15 protein-coding genes are annotated in these 20247 nt (G+C 39.3%); 4 read left to right on the forward strand and 11 right to left on the reverse strand.

Going from position 1 to position 20247, the window contains the following annotated elements; all coding sequences use genetic code 11:
- Positions 1-91 precede the first annotated feature (91 nt).
- From H6G08_RS10120 to H6G08_RS10130, 3 genes are all read right to left on the reverse strand, one after another.
- Positions 92-1558, reverse strand: coding sequence for a hybrid sensor histidine kinase/response regulator (locus tag H6G08_RS10120; protein WP_190541222.1), 1467 nt, complete (start codon positions 1556-1558; stop codon positions 92-94).
- Between the two features lie 54 nt (positions 1559-1612).
- On the reverse strand, positions 1613-4282 hold the full coding sequence (locus H6G08_RS10125; RefSeq protein ID WP_190541225.1) for a hybrid sensor histidine kinase/response regulator: 2670 nt from the start codon (positions 4280-4282) through the stop codon (positions 1613-1615).
- A 138-nt stretch (positions 4283-4420) separates the two neighbouring features.
- Positions 4421-8785 carry an amino acid adenylation domain-containing protein gene (locus H6G08_RS10130; protein ID WP_190541228.1) on the reverse strand — a complete coding sequence of 1455 codons (4365 nt, stop codon included), beginning with the start codon at positions 8783-8785 and terminating at the stop codon, positions 4421-4423.
- Between the two features lie 665 nt (positions 8786-9450).
- Here H6G08_RS10130 and psbA point away from each other — a divergent pair.
- A complete protein-coding gene (psbA, locus tag H6G08_RS10135; protein WP_190541231.1) occupies positions 9451-10533 on the forward strand; it encodes a photosystem II reaction center subunit D1 in 1083 nt (360 codons plus the stop codon).
- 17 nt (positions 10534-10550) lie between these two features.
- On the opposite strand, the gene H6G08_RS10140 is transcribed toward psbA, so the two are convergent.
- Complete coding sequence (locus tag H6G08_RS10140) at positions 10551-10700, reverse strand: hypothetical protein (protein ID WP_190541234.1); 150 nt, start codon at positions 10698-10700, stop codon at positions 10551-10553.
- A gap of 109 nt (positions 10701-10809) precedes the next feature.
- On the opposite strand from H6G08_RS10140, the gene H6G08_RS10145 reads away from it, so the two are divergent.
- Positions 10810-12201: a malic enzyme-like NAD(P)-binding protein gene (locus H6G08_RS10145; protein WP_190541237.1), complete on the forward strand. Its 1392-nt coding sequence runs from the start codon at positions 10810-10812 to the stop codon at positions 12199-12201.
- A 40-nt stretch (positions 12202-12241) separates the two neighbouring features.
- Here the strand turns inward: H6G08_RS10145 and H6G08_RS10150 are convergent, their stop codons facing one another.
- The 6 genes from H6G08_RS10150 to H6G08_RS10175 form a co-directional block, all read right to left on the reverse strand.
- Positions 12242-12988: a creatininase family protein gene (locus tag H6G08_RS10150; RefSeq protein ID WP_190541240.1), complete on the reverse strand. Its 747-nt coding sequence runs from the start codon at positions 12986-12988 to the stop codon at positions 12242-12244.
- Positions 12989-13402: 414 nt separating this feature from the next.
- Positions 13403-13675 (reverse strand): cupin domain-containing protein, encoded by a 273-nt coding sequence (locus H6G08_RS10155; RefSeq protein WP_190541243.1) that lies wholly within the window; start codon positions 13673-13675, stop codon positions 13403-13405.
- 18 nt (positions 13676-13693) lie between these two features.
- Positions 13694-14026, reverse strand: a complete 333-nt coding sequence (locus H6G08_RS10160; protein ID WP_190541246.1) for a Mo-dependent nitrogenase C-terminal domain-containing protein — start codon at positions 14024-14026, stop codon at positions 13694-13696.
- A gap of 713 nt (positions 14027-14739) precedes the next feature.
- Positions 14740-15171 carry an NUDIX hydrolase gene (locus H6G08_RS10165; RefSeq protein WP_190541249.1) on the reverse strand — a complete coding sequence of 144 codons (432 nt, stop codon included), beginning with the start codon at positions 15169-15171 and terminating at the stop codon, positions 14740-14742.
- A gap of 17 nt (positions 15172-15188) precedes the next feature.
- Positions 15189-15641: a DUF3531 family protein gene (locus H6G08_RS10170; RefSeq protein ID WP_190541252.1), complete on the reverse strand. Its 453-nt coding sequence runs from the start codon at positions 15639-15641 to the stop codon at positions 15189-15191.
- A 143-nt stretch (positions 15642-15784) separates the two neighbouring features.
- Entirely contained in the window at positions 15785-16717 is a 933-nt protein-coding gene (locus H6G08_RS10175) for a Sll0314/Alr1548 family TPR repeat-containing protein (protein ID WP_190541255.1), read from the reverse strand.
- A gap of 583 nt (positions 16718-17300) precedes the next feature.
- Here H6G08_RS10175 and H6G08_RS10180 point away from each other — a divergent pair.
- The gene (locus tag H6G08_RS10180; protein WP_190541258.1) at positions 17301-17975 is read left to right on the forward strand and encodes an ABC transporter ATP-binding protein; all 675 of its coding nucleotides are present in this window, start codon (positions 17301-17303) and stop codon (positions 17973-17975) included.
- A gap of 74 nt (positions 17976-18049) precedes the next feature.
- Positions 18050-18781, forward strand: a complete 732-nt coding sequence (gene rsmG, locus H6G08_RS10185; RefSeq protein WP_190541262.1) for a 16S rRNA (guanine(527)-N(7))-methyltransferase RsmG — start codon at positions 18050-18052, stop codon at positions 18779-18781.
- A gap of 168 nt (positions 18782-18949) precedes the next feature.
- Here the strand turns inward: rsmG and H6G08_RS10190 are convergent, their stop codons facing one another.
- Positions 18950-20188 (reverse strand): hypothetical protein, encoded by a 1239-nt coding sequence (locus H6G08_RS10190; protein ID WP_190541265.1) that lies wholly within the window; start codon positions 20186-20188, stop codon positions 18950-18952.
- Positions 20189-20247: the final 59 nt, after the last annotated feature.

Genomic DNA, 20247 nt, shown 5'->3' on the forward strand with positions numbered 1-20247 from the left:
CTTAAGAGATATTTTCATCCTTGGTTGTGTCAAAACCTGGAGTGAATAACTGACTGGTACTGAGTTGTTGACTGAATTTGTTAACTCATGCCTATATTTGGGCAATAAGAGAAGATTCTGGACTCTGTACAGAGGTTTCTAAGATGTCTGGGGATTCCCACCAACTGGGTTCAGAAAAATTTTCCTGCCGAATGGGAATCTCAATGACAAACTCTGCACCATTTCCTGGGCAGGAGATACAGTACAAAGAGCCACCATGTTTTTCAACCACAATTTGATGGCTAATTGACATTCCTAAGCCTGTTCCTTTACCAGCAGGCTTAGTTGTAAAGAATGGATCGAATACCCGCTTTTGTACTACTTCGGAAATTCCCGGCCCATTATCTGTAATCCGAATAGCAATGCGATCGCCTCCTACAACTTCTGTATGAATCCGAATTATCGGTGATAATTTATGGTCAAAATTCTGCGTATTTGCCATTAACTCTTCCAAAGCGTCAATTGCATTACTGAGTACATTCATAAATACTTGGTTCATTTTGCCAGCAAAACACTCAACTGGCGGCAAATTCCCATAATCTTTAATCACTTGGATCGTTGGATAGCCTGGTTTCGCCTTCAAGCGATGGTCAATGAGCATCAGCGTACTGTTTAAACCATCGTGGATATTTACTTTTTTGACTTCAGCTTCATCATGACGGGAAAAGTTGCGGAAGGATTGCACGATTTCCTGAATCCGTTGAGTTCCAATTGCCATTGAAGAAACAATTTTAGGTAAATCTAAGCGGATAAACTCCAAGTCTATTTCTTTGGATTTCTTAGCAATCTCTAGCGAGGAATCAGGAAACTGAGTCTGGTAAAGACTAATGAGGGCTAGCAAGTCTTCAATATAACAACTAGCGTGCTGAAGATTGCCATGTATAAAGTTGACTGGATTATTGATTTCGTGTGCTACACCTGCTACTAACTGACCCAGTGTCGCTAATTTTTCTGATTGGATCAGTTTCACTTGAGCCTTTTGCAGATCGTGTAATGCTTGAGAAAGTTCTTTAGTTCTTTCGGATACTCGTTGCTCTAACTCTTGCGTTAACTTCTGTAATGCTAATTCTGCGGACACTCGTTCTTGAATTTCTTGTTGAAGACGTGCATTTTGTTGCTCTAAAGCAACACTAATATTTTGTAGTTTCAAATGAATTTGGATACGAGCTAAAGCTTCCGCTTGCTGAAACGGCTTAGTAATATAATCTACAGCACCTAAAGAAAGTCCTTTGACTTTATCTACTGTGTCAGCCAGGGCAGTCATAAAAATGATGGGAATATGTTTTGTTTTTGGATTTGCCTTCAATCTCTTACAAGTTTCAAATCCATCAATTCCTGGCATCATTACATCTAATAAAATTAGCTCTGGTGGTTCATATTCAATTTGCTTAATTGCGCTTTCACCACTAGTAGCAACTGCCACATCAAATCCTGCATCTGTTAAAGCTTCCGAAAGTACTTCTAAGTTTGTAGGAGTGTCATCAACAATTAAGATTAAATTTGTGTCTGAATTTTGCATTATTTTATCTATTTTTTTGTTAATAATATATATCTTAGCAAACGTTAGTTAGAATTATTTATTTTTGATATATTTCTCCATGATATTTTGAATTTTTTCTATTTGAAAGCTTTGTGCTAACTGTTGTAATTCTTGCACAAAAGGTCTAAATTTTATATCTGTGTTTTCGATTTTATTGAGTTGGTTCTGTATTGCTTTAATGCGACCTTTTAAAGCTAGTTCATATAACTGTTGTAATTCATCAATTGGAGGTAGTACGACTTCTTGTGTAATTGGTGAATCTGTATTATTATCATCATAAATCCATTCTAATTCTAGATACATTTGTAATTTTTCAAATAGCTCAGATGCTTGCACCGGCTTAGGAAGAAAGTCATCACCGCCTGCATCTAAACTCTTCTGTTTATCAGAGTCGAATACACTTGCGGATGAAACAATTATCTTCAGATGAATCAAATCAGGAGAATTTCGCAAATGTTGGATCATCTCCAGTCCATTCATTCCTGGCATACTCACATCTGTAATAATTAAATCAGGTATAGATTCAGCTATTTTTTCTAATCCTTCTTGACCATCTTTTGCTTCTACAATTTCAAAACCAATAGGCTCAAGTAGATTAACTAATACAGAGCGATTTTCCCAACGATCGTCAACTACTAAAATTTTGCGTTTTTCACCTTGAAAACTAATAATGGTTCCCTGTTGCGAAACCTTAGATTTATCTGCCCATTCTCTAGATTCAGATATTTCTGCATCAAACCAGAAGATACTACCTTTTTCGGGTTGACTTTGTACTTCTATAGTTCCGCCCATCATTGACACAATTTTTTGGCTGATAGCTAAACCTAATCCAGTTCCCTCTGATTGTTTTTTAACGTTACCTACCTGCTCAAATGGTAAAAATATTTTCTCTAATTGCTCGCTAGTCATTCCTACACCAGTATCTTCCACGATAAAGCGAATTTGGTAGGTAGATGATTCATCTTGATCGGCATTTTTTATCTGCTTAATTTTGACTGTAAATGTAACACTACCTTTTTCCGTAAACTTAATAGCATTACCCAATAAATTAATTAAAACTTGGCGTAATCTTTTTTCATCAGCATGGATACCTATTGGAAGTAATCTGTCAGGCTGGTAAACAAAAGATATCCCTTTTTGCTCGGCTTTAATACGACAAATTTCAGAAACTGCTTGGAGGAAAGAAGGAAAATGAAAACTTGTAGGATATAACTCCATTTTCCGAGCTTCTATTTTCGAGAGGTCAAGAATATCATTAATCAGAGTTAACAGATGTGAAGCGCATTGATTAATAATATTGATGCCTTTCTGCTGTTTATCTGATAAGCTTTTTGAAGCTTGCAGAATTTGCGCATAACCGAGAATTCCGTTGAGAGGAGTACGTAATTCATGACTCATATTAGCTAGGAATTCGCTTTTAGCACGATTGGCACTATCAGCTAATTCTTTAGCTTCCTTCAATGCAACAGTACGTTCTTCAACTCGCAGTTCTAAATCCTCGAAAGACTCTTTTAGTTGAACTGTCATTTGGTTAAATGACTGTGCCAGAATTTCTATTTCATCAGCATTCTGCAACTCCAAACTTTGGGACTTATGGCTATTCGTAATTACTGCACCATCTTGTCCCAAACGAAGTGCCCTTTGGGCATCAGCTTCTGCCAGTTTCTGACACTCTTCTAGAATGGGTTGTAAGCGATTATTGAGTTGACGGATAAACAAGGTGACTACTAAGGCTAGTACCATTCCAGCACCTAAAGCACCACCAACTGCAATAGATAATACCGGAACTAACACAACTGACTGAGGCACTACTGCCAACATCAACCAATTTGTTCCATGTACTCGTTGAAATACCCAGTATTTACCCTTTGCTTGTACAAAACCGTCATTATTGGTTGCTATTTTTTCCCATACTTCTCTTAATTCTGGTATATCCTTATAAGTTGCAAGTGACTTAGCTTTTTCTGGTTCCGGTGGATATGCTAGTAAATTTCCTTGTTCACTTAAAATAACAAAATAACCACCTCCTTTTGTCACAGGTACTTTAACCTTTTCTCCTATAGCTGTGACATTAATATCTAAACCAGTGACACCAATTAAAGTATTATTATCAGAAATAATAGGGCCTGTGTAAGTAGTTAAAGTTAGTCCATACCATTTATATGGTTCATACCAAATATCCTTTCTAGCTTGGACAACTCTCTGATAATAACTTTGCTTTTGATAATTATCTTCCTTAAAAAGTTCTGCATAGCGGATACGATCGTATGGTTTTGGTAAAACTTCACCTATCTGTCCAGAGGTTTTTTGGTCAATATAAAAGTAAGGCCAATACCATTCTCTATCTGGTACAAGTTGGAAGGGCGTTTGACCAATACCAAGACCAGTTGTTAAAATTGAACGTTCTTGGAAAATATCAAAAACTAATTGTTTATATGCTTGTGGATCGGTAATTCCTTGATGCTGCATAGTTTTAACAGCAGCAGACAAGTTCCTCATAGACTGTTCTACTCTAGCCAATGAACCTTCTACCGACTTAACTTGTGTACTTAAATTACCTTTAATTTCATCTTTAGCACGATTTTCTAGTGCTTGATAGAAAAAGTATGACATGCTACCTAATCCTACTAAAGCACCACTTAATACATAGAAAAAGAGTCTTGAGCCAATAGAATTATGTATAAAGCCTGTCTTTGATTTCATTAGCACTACCTCACTGCAACTACATGATGTTGCTTACTTATATAAAAATGTCTATACAAGTACTCATAATTCATAGTTCCCTAATAGATGAGTAGAATACCATTTAACAACGAAGAATTTTTTAGATGATGTCAGGAATCAAGTAACTAGCGGTATATATCTATTAGTGTCATATATCTTCTGCATCTTCATAGGTTCTTTGGCTATGTCTGTAGTAGCTTCAGGATTTTCTACAGGGGATTGTAGAAAACCACTTTGGATAAAGTAGGAAAAGTAAGCATTAATCACTTTAGAATCAACGTTTGGACAGATTATAGAAGTTTCTCGCAAGCCAGTGAGGGTATTTTCGTAGCTAAAAGCTTGAGATGTCAATAAAAATGTCTCAAAATACGTCAAGTTAGTTTGAGGATTTTTTTCAGTAAATAGCGATTTTATGGGATTTAAAACATTTTCTTTATATTTTTCAAGGCTGAGTAAATCTGCTTGCCATTTTTCCTGTGGTAGTACTTGAATTAAATAGCCTAAATTGCGAATTTCACCTATAAGTTTTTCCCATGACAACGGATTAGGATTCACAATATGGAAAGCTTTTCCTAAAGATTCTTTTTGTCTTGATAAATGTACTATTGCTTTACTAGCGTAGTCTATAGGAGTTATATTTACCCATTTATACATAAGATTGGGAGCGCTACCCATTTGAATCATACCTTTGATAATTCGACTCATCAGATCATTCGTGTGATAAACACCTGTTTCACTATGACCTGAAATCATTCCTGGTCTATAAATACAAATAGGAATTCCTCTCTCTTGAGCGGCAATTATTAGCTGTTCAGCAACCCACTTTGTTTGGGTATATCCTCTGGTTAGTCCTGCGCCATTTGCTAAATAATCATCTTCAGAAATTACCTTCTTATCATGAAATATGAGAGGCTTAAGTACATCAATAGTGGATATAAAGTTAACAGGAGTAACTTTACCATGAGCAGCTAATCTTAAAATTTCTTGAGTTCCCAAGACATTGGTAGATTGCAATGCTTTGTAAGGATAAACTAAGTTTACGAATGCTCCAGAGTGATAAATTAGATCGAGTTTGCCGGCTAAATCTTGAAAATTTTCATTAGTTAAACCGAATAGAGGCTTTGATAAATCTCCTACTATAGGAATTATTCTAGAATTTAACTTATCGCTCCATAGCATGTAACGTTCGAGATTAATCTGTATTTTTTGTCTACCCTCTTCAATATGGGAAGCACGAACCAGACAGTAAATATTAGCTTGTGTTTGTTGTAGAAGCTCATACAGAATAAAAGCGCCTAAGAAACCTGTTGCTCCAGTTAAAAATATATTTTCTGGTTCAGATGCTGATTCTTCAAAATTGGTTTGAGGATAAATTGTTGGATCTAAGATAACTTCACTCTGCAAATTCACCTTAGTTTCTTCTTCAAGGAAACGGGAATAATCTGAGGATTCCAATATATTGATAGCTTTGATGAATCCGTTTATAGTCGGCTCCTTAATAACATAGGAAAGAGGTAACTCTACTTGCATTGTCTTTTCTATCCGAGACAGCAACTGAACTATTAATAGCGAATGTCCTCCTAGATCAAAGAAATTATCATAGATTCCGATTGGTTCAATATCTAATACCTCAGACCAAATTTCAGCCAGTTGCTTTTCAAGTAAATTAGTGGGTGCAATGTAAACTTCCGTTAAAATTGGTCGGTCTTTTTTGGGTTTGGGAAGCGATCGGCGATCAATTTTCCCATTTGGTGTTAATGGTAGAGTGTCCATGACTACAAATACCGAAGGAACCATGTAGTCAGGTAAGTTTTTCTTGATAAATGTTTGTAGCTGAGGAACTAAATTAATTTTCTCGTTAGCTTTTAGAGGATAATTAGCATATTCTTTCCAAGGCTTTAATTCTGCTATTTTTTCGATTAGAACAAAATTATCGCTTTGATATTTTTGTTTCAATTGATTGTGCAGTATGACATCATAAGTACCTAAATTTCTGCACTCAGAATAAGTAACTCGAACACTATAAGGTATATATTGCTTGAGGCTCCAAAATTCTTCTGGATGCACAGCTTGATCTGGAGAAATTTGCTGCAAAGATTGCTGTAATTCTCCTACTGTCTTCGGTTTATGGGTACTGGTTAATAATTCTACTGCTTTCCTATCTAGGAAAATACGAGCATCAGGTACGTTGCTAATCTTAATAGTTTTTGGTTGTTCCTTTTGAAGGAATTGACAAATTGCTGGGATCGAGAGATTCTGTTGTTGCCAATCCCAATATAAAGTATCTGTCTGTGGATATATCTCTGTATCTACATGAAGGATAACATCAAACCGAAACTTAATGAGTTCATTTTCAAAGTAGCCTCGTTTGAGTAAAGTTTCAACATAAGTGATGCGAGGTATATGATGGTTTAAAGCAGAAAAAAAGTCTGGATGAATTACTAGTTCTCTATCTTGGTAAATTTTATCTTTGATTAACTGTTGAAGTTGATAAGTAGAAATAGAGGCAATAGTCTGGCTAATTTGAAGTGCAGTATGGAAAGTTTCTAGTAATGGTAAACTACGAACGTCACCAATAAAGATTTTTCCGCCTGGTTTAACTAACTTGACAACTTGCTCAATTACCTGCAAAAGATAATCCACACTAGGAAAATATTGAATAACCGAATTGAGGATTACTGTATCAAAGCTGGCTGGTTCTAATTGTTCAAGTTCATGAGCAGACGCTTCTGATACTTTTACATGCGACCATTTATGTGGATCTTTCTGGATTTGTTGCTCAATATAGGTGATAGCTGCGGGTGAAATATCTGTACCTACATAATGAGTACAATGCGGAGCAATAGGAAATAAAAGTAGTCCTTTTCCACATCCAATTTCTAAAACTCGTTGAGGATGTAAAGAAAGAATCCGGTCAACGGTGCTGTCTACCCATTGGCGCACCTCTTCTGTGGGTATAGGTAGACCAGTAAAACTATCGTTCCAACCAGCCCAATCTTCCGGTGAATTGCTGTAGTTAGCATTCCACACTTTCTTCCATTCTTGAAGTTGATCAGTAGAGAAATGCTCGATTGATATTGATGAATTCAACTCATCTTGGTGAGTTTGAGGGACAACATAGGCAACTAAGCGTTTGTTCCCTGGTTGATCTTCTCTAGCAATTACTACTGCTTGTTTTACGTATGGATGCTGGCCCAGAACTGCCTCAATATCGCCTAATTCAACTCGAAAGCCACGGATTTTAACTTGATAATCAATCCGACCAATAAATTCAATATTTCCATCTGGTAAATAGCGAGCTAAATCTCCAGTTTTGTAGAGGCGAGCTTCTGGCTCATCACTAAAGGGATGAGGGATGAACCTCTCATGGGTTAGTTCTGGACGGTTGAGGTAACCGCGTGCAACTCCATCGCCACCAATATAGACTTCACCTGGTATACCAATAGGAGCAAGTTTAAGCGGATCGTTTTTGCGGCGTGCTGGTTCTTGGAGTAGATAAATCTGTGTGTTAGCAATAGGGTGACCTAAGGGTACAAAAGTGCTACCAGGTTCTACTTTATGTACCATTGACCAAATAGTGGTTTCAGTAGGCCCATACATATTCCACAAAGAGCCACCCTTTTCTAGTAGTTGATTAGCCAGTCCTAAAGTCAAGGCTTCTCCACCACATAGCATTTTCAGTTGCTTGTTACCTTGCCATCCAGAGTCGAGGAGGAGACGCCACGTTGCTGGAGTAGCTTGGATGACTGTAGCGCCAGATTGATGCAAAATTTGCGATAGCTGTTTGCCATCAGCTACGGCTTCACGACTAACCAAAATAATCCGCGCACCGACAATTAGAGGTAAAAATAACTCTAAAACTGCTATATCAAAGGATATTGTGGTAATTGCCAATAATACATCGTTTTGGCTTAATCCTGGTTCCTCACGCATAGAATTCAGGAAGTTTATGACCGCACGATGGATAATCTGAACGCCTTTAGGTTTACCAGTAGAACCGGATGTATAGATGGTATAGGCTAAATTGTCAGGATTGACACCACTCTCGACATTTTCTGTACTGTGTTGAGAAATCGCTGGCCAATCTGTATCTATACATATGACCTTGACATTTTTCATCTGTGGTAATTGCTCTATCAGATGCTTTTGAGTGATGAGTATTGGCATCTGAGAATCTTCTGCCATGAATTCTAGGCGTTCTTGAGGATAGCTAGGATCGAGAGGGATATAAGCTCCGCCAGCTTTGAGTATGCCTAGCAACCCTATGAACATTTCGAGCGATCGCTCTATACAAACCCCTACTAAAGTCTCTGGTTTTACCCCCAGTGTTCTCAGGTATTGTGCTAATTGATTAGCTTTTTGATTCAGCTGTTGATATGTCAGTTGCTCATTTTGAAAAACGACTGCTACAGCATCAGGGGTTTGTGATACTTGAAGTTCCACTAGTTGATGAATGGAAACATTTTTTACATTACGAAGCATGGATTTTTCCATATAACCAAATGTTGAACTGGAAATACTCAGAGTAATCAGCAGTAACCTTTTCAAGTCTGTGGCAGTGCATCCCTTAATTGTTTTCAGTACAGAGAATTTTTTAATTAGGCTACTTTGTAGTATATTTGACTTTGCTTATCAGTAATAATTTAAATACATCAATCAAAATCTAGAAAAAATCAATGTATGAATCATAGTATTACTAACTGGAATTAATAGCTTGAGTAATCTCACTAGATGCGGCGCAAACTAGCTTAGATACTATCTATCTGAGATTTTGTGATAATTTTTCAGTGATTTTACGATTAAGCAGAAAGTGTTTTTCAAAAATAAATTAAAGTTTTTACTAGAATATTTAAAATTTTGATATTGAAGAATCCAAAAAATGGTTGCAATTAAACTTCATGAAAATATTGTTGATAAATACAAAAAAATTATGTAAAACCTGATCTTATAACCAGGAATAATTTTCCCTTTTTTTTCACACCGTCTCCCTGGGGAAGTGAGTGAGTAACAGTTTATGGTGTGAGGTATTATCAAACATTCCTGGGGATTAGGGAGAAGGTATTTGGCAAAAATGTTTGAAAACTGCATAATTCTCAATTTTTAGTGATTGAGAAGGTTTTTTTCAGCAATTTATCAACGATAAAGCCATGACTACTATTCTCAGAAGAGGCGAAAGCGGTAATCAGTGGGATCGTTTCTGTCAATGGATTACTAGCACTGAAAATCGGCTTTATATCGGCTGGTTTGGTGTAATAATGATTCCTACTTTGTTAACTGCGACGATTTGTTTCATTATTGCCTTTATTGCGGCACCGCCTGTGGATATTGACGGTATTCGCGAACCTGTCTCTGGTTCTTTACTCTACGGTAATAATATTATTTCTGGTGCTGTTGTACCTACGTCCAATGCGATTGGGTTGCATTTCTACCCACTTTGGGAAGCGGCTTCGATGGATGAGTGGCTATACAATGGCGGCCCTTATCAACTGATTGTTTTGCATTTTTTGATTGGCATCTTTTGTTGGTTGGGTCGGCAATGGGAGTTAAGCTATCGTCTGGGGATGCGTCCGTGGATTTGCGTGGCTTACTCAGCACCTGTAGCGGCTGCGACTTCTGTATTCTTAATTTACCCAATTGGTCAAGGTAGTTTTTCTGATGGGATGCCTTTAGGTATCAGTGGTACTTTTAACTTCATGCTTGTCTTCCAAGCAGAACATAACATTCTGTTCCACCCGTTCCACATGTTAGGGGTAGCAGGTGTATTCGGCGGTTCCTTATTCTGCGCGATGCATGGTTCCTTGGTATCTTCCTCTCTCGTTAGGGAAACAACTGAAGTTGAATCGATTAACTATGGCTATAGATTTGGGCAAGAACAAGAAACCTACAGCATTGTCGCGGCTCATGGTTACTTTGGACGTTTAATTTGGCAATATGCCAGCTTTAATAATTCTCGTTCTTTGCACTTTTTCTTGGCGGCTTGGCCTGTAGTTTGTATCTGGTTGACGGCTTTGGGTATCAGTACGATGGCATTTAATTTGAATGGTTTTAACTTTAACCAATCAGTGCTTGATTCTCAAGGTCGTACAGTTGCTACTTGGGCTGATGTGGTGAACCGTGCCAATTTAGGGATTGAAGTGATGCACGAACGCAATGCGCATAACTTCCCCCTAGATTTGGCTAGCGGTGAGGTAATACCTGTGGCTTTTGTAGATGCTGAGATTCAAGGTTAATCTTCGGTTAATATAATTTAACGGCGCTCTCTGATTAGAGGGCGCTTTTTTCGTGGAATCACAGATGCAGTCAGAGCAAGGAAAGCTGTAGGCACAGGAATTACTCGGATGATGCTGAGTGATGAATAATCTGGGACAGCGATCGCATCTGGTGTTGCTGAGTACATTTCGGAAATTGTAACTGGCTTAGATTGATAAAATATGACATTTGCTATTTCAAAGGATTTTTAATCAGCAATTCAATATAAGATGTGAAATTTAAATTCTCAAATCACAATGACCAACCTAACTCCTAATTCTAGTTTTAGTTTGACGCTCCGCTTACAGATTCCCAATCGTGTGGGGATGCTGGCTTCTGTTACCCAGGCGATCGCTGCTAATGGGGGACTATTAGGACAAATTGATTTAATCGAGCAAAGCCGCAAAGAGTCTACCCGCGATATTACTGTGGATGCAGCTAGCACTGAACACGCGGAAACTATTGTGCAAGCGGTAAAAGCATTACCTCACATTCAAATTGTGAATGTGTACGATCGCACTTTTAATTTACATCGTGGCGGTAAAATCAGCATTGCTAGCCGCATTCCCCTCAGAAGTGTTTCCGATTTAGCTATGGCTTACACTCCAGGGGTGGGGCGGATTTGTACAGCGATCGCGCAAAATCCCGAAGAAGTCTATAACTTAACCATCAAAAAGAATACGGTGGCAATTGTTACCGATGGTAGCGCTGTCTTGGGTTTGGGAAATTTGGGGCCAGATGCGGCTTTACCAGTAATGGAAGGTAAAGCGATGCTGTTTAAAGAATTCGCTGGTATCGATGCTTTCCCTATCTGCTTGGCAACCCAGGATACAGATGAGATTGTCCGTACAGTGAAAAATATTGCACCGGTGTTTGGTGGCGTAAATTTGGAAGATATCGCCGCCCCGCGCTGTTTTGAAATTGAAGCGAGACTGCGGCGCGAGTTAAATATCCCCGTATTTCATGATGACCAGCATGGTACAGCAATTGTCACCCTCGCAGCGTTATTTAATGCGTTGAAACTGGTTAACAAGTCACTTGCAGAAGTGCGGATTGTAATTAACGGTGCTGGGGCGGCGGGAGTAGCGATCGCGCGATTACTGCGTAAAGCTGGGGCGGAAAAAATCTGGATGTGCGATTCTAAAGGTATTCTCTCTCTGAGTCGGACTGATTTAACAGAGGAAAAGCGGGAATTTGCGGTTAAGGCTCAAGGTACCCTAGCTGGTGCGTTGCAAGGCGCAGATGTGTTTATTGGTGTGAGTGTACCCGGAGTTTTGACTCCAGAGATGCTGCAAGCAATGGCAAAAGATGCGATCGTGTTTGCAATGGCAAATCCAATTCCGGAAATTCAGCCGGAGTTAGTGACTAAAAATGTAGCTGTGATGGCGACTGGACGCAGCGATTACCCAAATCAAATTAATAACGTGCTGGCTTTTCCCGGAGTATTTCGTGGTGCTTTAGATTGTCAAGCACCGACAATTACCGCCACAATGTATTTAGAAGCGGCGAGTGCGATCGCGTCTTTAGTTAAGCCTGCAGATTTGGATCGGGAACATATTATTCCCTCGGTATTTGACGATCGCGTTGTTACTGCTGTATCTGCGGCGGTACAACAAGCAGCGCGTCTAGAAGGGATTGCGCAGAGTTAGATTAATCAGGGGATGGGATGATTAGCCCATCCCCAAATGTTTATTCTGCGTTGACAAATTCTAAGTAGCTGTTACTGAGTTCTTTGACTGCTGCGTCGTAAAACTGCTTACCATGTTCTGGAGTAGCTAGGGCGGGATTGGAACCCATACGTCCATCTGGGTAATGCAAGCGAAAATCAGCCGCACTGTAAATTCTGTGTCCTTTGGCGACTTCTGGTGAGAGGGGTGCTTGCTTGATGGCTTCGGGATATACGAATTGGGTAACAGCTACTTCGCTAGGGGTGGCATGGGAGCCTTCTTGATCGCCATATAATTCTTTAGCGAGTTTATATACTGAACTGCACATAAACCAGTTAGCAACTTGACATTGTACCTGATGTGCATTGTGAATTTGCAAGTCTTCTAAATAAGCGTAGGTTTCAGAGAAAGCGGCTTTGAGGGTGGCGATGTTACCGCCATGTCCGTTGATAAAGTAGAATTTGCTAAAACCTGCTTTACTCAAACAAGTGATATAGTCTCGTACTACTTGAATTAAAGTAGTGGGACGCAGACTTATAGTACCAGGGAAAGCGGTGTGATGTAGTGCCATACCAACATTGATTGTAGGCCCTACCATTGCTTGAGTGGCTTCACCCACACCACGGGCGATCGCTTCTGCACAAATAGCATCTGTACCAATTAATCCAGTGGGGCCATGTTGTTCTGTGGAACCTATCGGCAGAATAATACCTGTAGACTGCAACAGATAAGTTTCAACTTCAGGCCAGGTACTTAAATGTAGTAGCATTTTTAATTAACGTCCTCATCAAAATTGCTGTGGAAAGAAACATTTTTCTACTAAGTAGCATCATGAATAATTAGCCTTCCACTAACATGATTATGAACTCCCTGAGTGGGAGGTGGAGATGATCATTTAAATGAGAATTGATGAATTTTAAGTACTGCTTGGTATAAGTGGGGAATTTTTTTAAACGCAGAGTCACGCGGAGGTTTGCGCAAAGTTACGCTGAGTGTTTCTCTGGCGTTGCTATAAATTAATGAAATGGTGTATTTAGGATAAGAAGATGTGGGTTCTCAATCTGTGAGGAGATGAAGGCTAGTACATCACGGCGTAAATAAACATGCCTTTCAAAATTAGCGAAATGCTTACTGTGTCTTAATTTTGAATTCCGGCTTGCGGTACTAGTAGTATATTTTTTGTTTAGTCAAAGTAATAATGCTTTTTGACATCGCTGATGATTTCCCAGGTACAGGACATTCCAGCTGGAAAGGTGACTAAATCTCCTTTACCCATTTGCACTGGCTGTCCGTTATCAGGTGTCACAATGACATCACCTGTCAAGAAGTAGCAAGTTTCTTGAGTATCATAAGTCCAAGGGAATTTGGACACTTCTTTTTCCCATATACCCCAGTTCGCTACTCCCAACTGTTGAAGGCGTTCTTGACTTGGTTGATGCTCAATTTTAATTTCCATGCGGCTATCTATCTAGTTTTAGCAATAAGATTGGATATCTTCTCCACATTTATCTACTAAATAGCATAGAGCGCGAAAACGCAAGCCAACAAATTGATCGTATAGGGGATTGAGCTTGCACATGGGGGGAATGTGGGCAATTTTGCGACCAAATACGACAACATCACGCTCAAAGGGACATTGAGCCGGAATTAGTTTAGCAATCAATTTGGCTAATTTTGGGTTTTGAATTTCTAGATTATCCAACCATTGGCGTAGTGGTTGCAATAAATCAAATTTTGGTTGTTCCGCGTTGCTAATGGGGCTAATAAAGGCGGAGAAAATAATAGGTTGATTAGTTGTTTTAATCATATTTCTGAGTCACTTTTTTTGTTGTAGATGAACCAATAAGCAAGAGAAATTGTAGCTAGAAGTTCTAACTAGGTAATTTGATATTGTCCTTGGCAATAGAAATACTGCAAGTACAACCAGCTACTTGGCGAGATAGCTGCTAGCAAATAGTGCAACTAATCATTATTTAAACGCACCATTCACTGGAGAACTGTCCAGTTAAATACAAAATAACAAAGAAATTATAAAGCTGGTATAGTTTAAAGTTATTGATTACTTATATTCCTCATACCAAACTTATATATTAAGTCTAAATCCCTAGTTAAGAAAATGCATAGTATCCTGAGATGGACTTATATTTGTACAAGCGATGTTTTCCTCTTACTCTAGCCAGATTTCCTGGGGATTAGGCTAGATAATTCATCAGTTCTTAGGGGGCAAATATCTGGTTATTTGTTATTTTTATTACAAAACTTAATATAAAATTTATCTGGGGTACTAGTAAAAGTCTATTTGCTCAGTTCGCGCTCATATAAGCTCATATAATACTTGGAATTAGGTAAGGGTATTCGGTTCAAAAAGTACATTTTTGTAACCATTAGTTTGTATCTTTTGGAGTGATATTTTCTCAGTGTATACGGAGATGAAAATCACAAGATGCAAAGTAGCAGATCCCCAGCTTTTTGAATCAGTCGGGGATCGTGCAGCTAGTTGAGGTGTGACTGCAGACTAATCTATAAATAATTGAAAAATTCTGCGGGAACTAGTCTTAATTCGCCTGATGTAAAGCGCTCAATGTTAATCCAGATTGCGCGATGTTGATGGTTTTCTGATTCAGAGAAGATTAAACTATCTAACTGATAAAATTTAGGGTCAACAAAATCGCATTCATAAAGTTGAATGATTTCATGTCCTTGTCTACCGTTGAAGATAAAAATATTTTCTAAACAACCTAAATAGCGAATATTAGTTAATTCTGCTTGAATTTCTTCTTGGAATTCTCGTTGTAAGGCTAAAATGCTAGACTCGCCAAAGTCCACACCGCCTCCCAACGCGCGATAAAATGTAGATTGCGTTACAGGGTCGTAGCCTTCGGAGACAAAGATACGTTGGCTATCTCGAATCAATCCTAAGGCTAATACCCTGATTTCCCCTGATTTGCCCATTTTAGTCTCTTAATTAACTAATTATCGTAGATAGAGTAAGCCCGGCTATCACTATCTTCGACGGGCCAATCTTCGTTTTCACCGCCAATATACAACGCTTCAATAGTCACATATTCTTCACTAAGCTGGGTGAGGGCGTTAATTAAGATATCTATTGCGATCGCATCACTAGTTCCCAAATCAAACCAGCAACGCGCCCACTCACCTTCATACTCAAATTCACCCATGTTATGCATTAGCGCCAGTAAGCTTTTGTCATAACCTTGGGAGTCATAATTCATGTAGCTGATTTCTAACCCGGTTTCCTGTACCTGAAGATTTTCGGCGTTAAATGCGCCTAATTTACCCAGGTAAAACCAGGAATTGAACACTTCTTCTACATATTGTCTTTCCCTCGCTGAGGGAATAGTGGTGAATCTTAGCCAAATCCAAACATCAAAAGGATTAAATTCGCGAAACTGAATGTGCATTTTTGGTATATATCTCCATCATCTGAAAATAAGCATAGCAGGTGAGGGGCATGGGGTAGGGACTAGGAGCTAGGGGCTAGGGGCTAGGGAAGGGGGACAAGGAGGATAAGGGGAACAAATGACAAATGACAACTGACAAATGACTAACCCAAACTTTTGAGGGTATCGTTAGCGCGGCTGCGTTCGGATTGGATTTGTTTGACTAAATCGGCGGGGAGTTGGGATTTTTTGCTTAAGGCTATGTCAAAATTGGCGATCGCATCTTGGAGTAGTTGGCGACTGTTTTGTTGTCTCCCTTGTTCGTGGAGAATTTGCGCTTTTAGATAATATACCTCTGGATTATCTGCTGTGGCTTTTACCGCCCGGTTAGCATAATCTAAGGCTTGGGAGTAATTTTTTAAGTCACGGTAAGCAATGGCGATACCCCGATCTACTAAATACTGGGGTGCAGCATTTTTTTCTAGGCGTTGAATGGCTTCGTCTGGGTTAGTAAATGGGAGATTTACTGCTAGAAGTAAATCCATATAGCCTTTAATGAGGTTCAATTCTGGATCGTTGGCGGAAATGGCTTCGGCTTTATCTAAATATTGATAGACTTGTCGCAGCTTACCTAAAGCTTGAGCTGCACCACCTGCACCTTCACGGGTAATAATTACTGCTCCCTCTAAAAAAGTGCCAACGGCTGTGTATAAATTACCGCGTAATGGATCGGTGGCAATTAATTTTTGTCCAGCTTCCAGGGTTTTGGTGCTGTATGTAGCTAATGTAGCTACATCGTTATTGGTATAAGCTAAAGATGCCCGCATAGCATAGGCTAAGGGTTCGTTAGGTTCGCTGGCTAGGGCTTGTTTGAGGTAATTTTCCGCTTCAGGATAGTTACCTTTTTGAAAAACTGCTCTAAAAGCTGCTTCTGTTTTGTCACCAATGGCGCGAGGGTTATTATCGCGGAAGGGATCGCCAGCAAAAGCCGGATTCATTGCCAGATGAAATGCGATCGCGGCGCTGAAAGTTGCTTGAGCTAGGCTGGTGATTCTCGCCAGCATAATTGATTGAGGAGCCGAAAACCATTTAGTCATTGTCACCCTCAGAATAATTGCAAATAGCGTTGACTGTTGACTGTTGACTGTTGACTGTTGACTGTTGACTCTTAAGAGAGATTTTCATGCTTGGTTGTGTAATTTTTTCCTTGATGGCTAGCTTGAAAGATTGATTTCTCCCTTATCTTCCTTGATCTCCTTTCATACATGGCGATGAAAATTGTTTCATCAAGACTGCCTTTTTTAGTCAAAATTGCCTACAGACATCGACTTTGGTAATTGTTACAGGTTCCCTATCGCTTGTAACCATTGCTTGGGCGTAAGTCTGGCACAATGTAAAAGTTGGGCATTGGGCATGGGGCATTGGGCATGGGGAATGAATTATTCAAGCCTAAAGTTTAAAGCTCAAAGCTTAAAGCGTTGGGGTGCTGTGCTTTTCCACTCATCAAAGGATTAAGTGTCTCGCCGGTTTCAATCAAGGATTCTAGCTGTTAGATTAAGGTTGGAAAGCAGGTTAGACTTATAAATTTTTGCGGAATTTTTGAGAATTTCCTGAATGCTCTTGTTGTAGTTAAGCCTAGTTGATTCAGTATATTCGGCAACTCTTTGGTAATTTTAACAAATGCTCTATCTTAGAAATCTGGTTTATCATCCCACAGCCTGCCCAAAAGCGATTCTGAAAACAATTAACTTAGAATTAGCACCGCAACAGCTAGGTTTGATTATTGGGCCTAGTGGTTCTGGTAAAAGTACTTTATTAGAAATTTTATCTGGATTAGCTGAACCTACTTCTGGCGCAGTCTTTTGGCGCGAACAAGAATTGATTGCTGAACAGTTGCAACAATTGGCGGGGTTAGTCTTTCAGTTTCCCGAACGACATTTCTGTGGTGGTTCGATTTTAGAAGAATTACGCTTAGGGCATCCCGAATTAGGCTCAGAGCGAGTGAGAGATGCGCTGAGTGAGGTAGGATTAGAGCATTTATCGCTATCTACACAACCTCATGCCTTGAGTGGGGGACAACAGCGACGTTTAGCTTTGGCGGTGCAGTTAATTCGCCAGCCAAATTTACTGTTACTCGATGAACCGACAGCCGGCTTGGATTGGTCAATGCGTCGTCAGTTGGTAAACTTATTAGCGAAACTAAAACAAGATTGGACTTTGTTAGTAGTCACCCATGATGCGGGGGATATGTTAGCGATCGCAGATTGTTGTTGGACGCTGAATCATGGTGAATTAAAATCAGTCGATCCGATGGTATTGAAGGCGAAAGTGCAAGAACCACAACCTGCGGTGTAATTGGTTGACTGTTGACAGTTGACTGTTGACAGTTGACTGTTAACTAATGACCAATGACAAATGACCAATGACAAATGACAAATGACAATTTCCTAGAAATCTGGCAAGAAACTCTAAATTGGCAACCTAGCGCGCAGCAGCAATTAAAATTTCAGCAGCTTTATGAATTAATTCTCGAAGGGAATCGTCAGTTAAATTTAACTCGCATTACTGAATCGCAGGAGTTTTGGGAAAAGCATTTATGGGATTCGCTGCGGGGAATTGTTTTAGAACAGCAATTTATTTCGTCTCTTGATGAGGGTGCATCTGTAATTGATATTGGTACAGGTGCAGGGTTTCCGGGAATTCCCATAGCGATCGCATCGCCTAATTGGCAAGTTACACTATTAGATTCGACGCGGAAGAAGATTAATTTTATTGACAAAGTCTTGACTGAACTGGCTTTAGATAATGCCAAAACTCTGGTGGGGAGAGTCGAAGAAATCGGCCAGGAAATTCAGCATCGCCAAAGTTATGATGTGGCTGTAATTCGTGCTGTCGGATCGCCATCTGCTTGTGCGGAATATACTTTACCATTGCTGAAGCGCGGTGGTTTAGCGGTGATTTATCGTGGTAATTGGACTGAGGAAGAAACTGCAGCTTTAAAAAAAGCAGTGGCTCAGTTGGGTGGTAAGGTAGAAGCGATCGCGCAATTTACCACGCCTTTGAGTCAAAGCATTCGCCATTGTGTGTACTTGCGGAAAATAGCCGCCACCCCTGCTATTTTCCCTCGCGCTGTTGGCGTACCTACGCAAAAGCCGCTTTAGAATATTTCAAAATTCAATACAAAGGGGTAATATCCCTCGCTGATCCCGAAATTCCGCCGTCACCCTACAAGGGTGCGGCTAATTGAACAAAGCCCACCTGCGTGGGCTTCGTAATGTTAGCCCCAGGCTACTGGTTCCTGCGGGCGTTAATTCGGGTAGACGAAAGAATTACAAATTACTTAAATCTTGCACGTGACCGCAATGTTTACAATGTGGTAAATGTTTGTAGGTCAACTCGTGACAATTTGGGCACTCCATATATTGATAATAACCGCAGTGGGGACAATGGCGATCGCTTCGGCGAATTTTTTTAGCGCAGTTGATACAGCGCGAGTTTTGGACTCGATTGGCTGCTTGTAATTTGGGGTTGAAAACAAATTGCTGAAAGAACTTGATGATGAGAAATCCCACCAAGGGAATCAACAAGATGTAAATGTAACTGATGAGGAATAATAAGCCGCCAAAAATCGCGTTAATGACATCAAACAGGAATGTAAATAATGCACCTACTTGCAGAAATTCAAATATCTTGAGAATTAGGGGAATAAAAAAGATAATTAATAAATGCCAGCTAATTAAAGCAATCAATCCATATCGACGGCGTTGTGCATAGCTGTGAACTAAGAACGCAATCAGAATTAGTGGCAGTAAAAAGAAAGATTGGAAACTTAGTTGAATGCTAGGATACCAAAATGCTGCTTGTTTGTAGCCTTTTTCAACTTCAGCAAATTTATTTTCATCTTTGAGGAAAGCTAGATAACTAACACTCTCTGCTTTCGCTAATAATTGATTTTTGAGATTAGTAATTTCAGATTTCAGCGTTGCAATTTGGCGGTTATTTTCATCTAAATTCTGTTTGGCTTTTTCCGCAGATATTTGATTAATTGATTGTGAAGGAGACTGTCCGGCAATTTTATCTAATAGCGTCGAGTCATATTGAGCGCGAATGTTACGATTTTTCTGCTCTAGATTACTGATTTTATTTTGCTGTCCATCGATAGTTTTAATAATTTGCTGATTGGCAGCATTTTTAACTTTATCTTTGACATCAGCGTACTGTAAGCAAGTCGGAGATACTTTACCTAAATGTCCGGTTTCAGCTTGTTGATATGTTTGCTGAAAACTCGGCTGATTTAAATTGGATGGTAATGCTGCACGAATAATTTCATAGTCTTTACTTTGATTAGTTTTCGTGCGGTAATTTTGCCATTCTGAATAACATGGGTAAGTTTGAGCGGGGCTGAGATGCCATCTACTGATATCATCTAAACCTGTGAAAACATTAACTAAGATAAAAATATCAATCAAGATAATGACAATCAAACTGACTGTATTTAGCGGTTGGTTATTGATTGTTCTTGATTTACGAAATATTTGATTGAATAAACGGCGAATTCTGGCAAACATTTTATTTTTTTACATAAAGAATAGATAAATTAGTAGCCAGTAATTTAATCCTGACTACT

This window comes from Calothrix anomala FACHB-343, assembly GCF_014696435.1.
GTDB classification, from domain to species: Bacteria; Cyanobacteriota; Cyanobacteriia; order Cyanobacteriales; family Nostocaceae; genus Aulosira; species Aulosira anomala_A.

Bases quoted from the DNA above. Each gene is read 5' to 3' on its own strand.
- H6G08_RS10120 (WP_190541222.1), bottom strand. From the start codon at position 1,558: ATGCAAAATTCAGACACAAATTTAATCTTAATTGTTGATGACACTCCT.
- H6G08_RS10125 (WP_190541225.1), bottom strand. From the start codon at position 4,282: ATGAAATCAAAGACAGGCTTTATACATAATTCTATTGGCTCAAGACTC.
- H6G08_RS10130 (WP_190541228.1), bottom strand. From the start codon at position 8,785: ATGCTTCGTAATGTAAAAAATGTTTCCATTCATCAACTAGTGGAACTT.
- psbA (WP_190541231.1), top strand. From the start codon at position 9,451: ATGACTACTATTCTCAGAAGAGGCGAAAGCGGTAATCAGTGGGATCGT.
- H6G08_RS10140 (WP_190541234.1), bottom strand. From the start codon at position 10,700: ATGTACTCAGCAACACCAGATGCGATCGCTGTCCCAGATTATTCATCA.
- H6G08_RS10145 (WP_190541237.1), top strand. From the start codon at position 10,810: ATGACCAACCTAACTCCTAATTCTAGTTTTAGTTTGACGCTCCGCTTA.
- H6G08_RS10150 (WP_190541240.1), bottom strand. From the start codon at position 12,988: ATGCTACTACATTTAAGTACCTGGCCTGAAGTTGAAACTTATCTGTTG.
- H6G08_RS10155 (WP_190541243.1), bottom strand. From the start codon at position 13,675: ATGGAAATTAAAATTGAGCATCAACCAAGTCAAGAACGCCTTCAACAG.
- H6G08_RS10160 (WP_190541246.1), bottom strand. From the start codon at position 14,026: ATGATTAAAACAACTAATCAACCTATTATTTTCTCCGCCTTTATTAGC.
- H6G08_RS10165 (WP_190541249.1), bottom strand. From the start codon at position 15,171: ATGGGCAAATCAGGGGAAATCAGGGTATTAGCCTTAGGATTGATTCGA.
- H6G08_RS10170 (WP_190541252.1), bottom strand. From the start codon at position 15,641: ATGCACATTCAGTTTCGCGAATTTAATCCTTTTGATGTTTGGATTTGG.
- H6G08_RS10175 (WP_190541255.1), bottom strand. From the start codon at position 16,717: ATGACTAAATGGTTTTCGGCTCCTCAATCAATTATGCTGGCGAGAATC.
- H6G08_RS10180 (WP_190541258.1), top strand. From the start codon at position 17,301: ATGCTCTATCTTAGAAATCTGGTTTATCATCCCACAGCCTGCCCAAAA.
- rsmG (WP_190541262.1), top strand. From the start codon at position 18,050: ATGACAAATGACAATTTCCTAGAAATCTGGCAAGAAACTCTAAATTGG.
- H6G08_RS10190 (WP_190541265.1), bottom strand. From the start codon at position 20,188: ATGTTTGCCAGAATTCGCCGTTTATTCAATCAAATATTTCGTAAATCA.